Origin of the sequence: Streptomyces triticirhizae (genome assembly GCF_003696235.1) — a bacterium.
Classification (GTDB): domain Bacteria; phylum Actinomycetota; class Actinomycetes; order Streptomycetales; family Streptomycetaceae; genus Streptomyces; species Streptomyces triticirhizae.
On record NZ_RFFJ01000292.1, the window covers coordinates 1 to 2,298 of the forward strand.

General features: G+C 75.7%; 2 protein-coding genes. Both read right to left on the reverse strand.

Annotated elements, in window-relative coordinates; all coding sequences use genetic code 11:
- Positions 1-1,448 (reverse strand): sensor histidine kinase (locus tag EBN88_RS28345; protein WP_147472882.1); only part of this gene is annotated, 1,448 nt, incomplete at its 3' end.
- Between the two features lie 151 nt (positions 1,449-1,599).
- Positions 1,600-2,298: alpha-ketoglutarate-dependent dioxygenase AlkB (locus EBN88_RS28350; protein ID WP_147472883.1), on the reverse strand; the 699-nt coding region annotated here is incomplete at its 5' end.

Consider the following 2,298-nt stretch of genomic DNA (forward strand, 5'->3'; position numbering starts at 1 on the left):
GGCTCGGGGCGCGGCGGCACGGCGTCCCGCAGCTGCGGCACGAGGTGCTGCTGGCGGCGGCGCCTGGGCAGCGGCGGCCGGTGGTCGCGCCCGGCGCCGGCGGCCGGAACGGGCAGGTCGGGGGCGGTGACGGTGGGCGGCAGCGGGACCGGGGTGGCAGCCTCGGCCGTGCTCGGCGCCGAGGGGAAACGGGTGGCGCCCAGCGGGGGCCCCAGGGCACGGCCCGGGGTGAAGTGGCCCTCGGCCTCGTCCCCCAACAGCTCGTGGGGCAGCACCAGCACGGCCTGGACACCGCCGTAGATGTTGCTCTGGAGCCGGACGCCGATCTGGTGTCGGCGGGCGAGGGTGGCCACCACGAACAGGCCGACCCTGCCGTCCTGCAACAGCGCGGTGACGGAGTGCCGTTCGGCGCCGGCGAGGACCGCGTTCATCTGGCTCTGCTCGGCCGGGGTCATGCCCAGGCCCCGGTCCTCCACCTCGACGGCGAGCCCGGCCGTGACCGGCTCGACGCGCAGCAGCACCTGGGTGCCGGGGGCGGAGAACTCCGTGGCGTTCTCGACCAGTTCGGCCAGCAGGTGCACCACGTCGGCGACCGCGTGCCCGCGCACGGTGCCCTCCACGGGCGGCACCAGCTTGACCCGGGAGTACTGCTCCACCTCGGCGACGCTGGACCGCAGCACCTCGGACATCCGCACCGGGCGGCTCCACTGGCGCCGCGAGATGGCGCCGCCGAGCACGGCCAGGTTCTCCGCGTGGCGGCGGATGCGGGTGGCCAGGTGGTCGAGGTGGAAGAGGCCCTTGAGCAGCTCGGGGTCCTCGACGTCGTGCTCCAACTCGTCGAGGTACTCGATCTGGTGGTGCACGAATGACTGCACCCGCCGGGCCAGGTTGACGAAGACCTCGACGCGTTCGTCGGTGCCGGTGCGTTCGTCGGCGAGCGCGACGGCCTGGGCGACGGCGCACTGGGCGGCGTGTCGGCTGACGGCGATCTCGTGGCGCAGCTGGTCCAGCGGCTGGTCGCCCGGCTCGGTCGGCGCCGGGCTCTCGGGGGGTCTGATGCGTTCGCCGCGCTCGACCTGGTCGAGCAGGGCCTGAAGCTCGACGCGGCCCCTGGCCGCCTGGCGGCGCAGGGCGTGCAGCCGGCCGGCCTGTCCGGCCGCCTCGGCGCCGGCGAAGGTCGCGGCGAGCGCCAGCACGGCCCCGGTCAGCAGGGTGGCGCCGGTGAGCACCGCCCACAGCGCCCCGTCGGAGCCCTGGCCGTCGACGGCGGGGCGACTCTCCAACACATAGCCGACCGCCAGCGCGGCGAGCAGCGCCACGGCCGCCGCCGGCAGCACCGCCAGCGCCAGCAGTCGGCGCCGGAACCCCGGCTCGCGGAGCACCGAGCCCCGGCCGGTCGGCCGGCCATGGCGAGCGGTGCGGGCCACCTGGCGGAGGGGTACTGGCATGGGTGTCCTTATCGTGCCGGTCAGATCTGCCGAAGCAACGCTAGGCGCCAACAGACAGGCGAACAGGCATAGTTCTGACATTCGCCACCCCCCGCCAGCTCCCATCGGGTGAATCTGGCGAAGCGACTTGACCGGGCCCGGCCGACCGGGCTCAGCCGTCCGTCAGGCCCGAGGCGCGGACCGTGACGTTCAGCCGGCCGCGCACGCCCAGCGCGGGCGGGCCGCTGCCGGGATCGGTGCGCGGCACCCCGTGGTAGGCGAGCCGGGCGGGCCCGCCGAAGACGAACGCGTCCCCCGAGCGCAGCGTCACATCCGTCCACGGGCGGCCCCGGCTCTCGACGTTCCCGAAGCGGAAGACGCAGGAGTCGCCCAGGCTGAACGAGACCACGGGCGCCGGGGAGCGCTCGTCGCTGTCCCGGTGCATCCCCATCCTGGCGCCGGCCGCGTAGTGGTTGACCAGGGCGACGTCATAGGGCTCGGCCGGCGCCGGCTCCTCGGGCAGCGCGGCGGCGGCCGCCGCCCTGGCCCACTCCCCCAGCCAGTCGGGGAACGGCTTGACCGGGGCGCCGTCCCCGTCGACCACGGTGCGGACATAGCCGTACGGGTACCAGTGCCAGCCGAGACTCAGCTGCCGCGCGGACATCGTGCCGGTGCGGGTGCGCACCTGGCGCAGCCCGGCCGGCGGCTGGGCCCAGGCGCGGCAGGCGGTCAGCAGCTCGCGCTGGCGCTCCTGGCCGAGCCAGTCGGGGAGGTGGACGGCGCCGGGCGCGACGGTGTGCGGCGGGCGGGGAAAGAGATCGGAGGGGTCGGGAGGGTCGGGCTGGGTGGCGGAGTGCCGGTCGGGGACGGG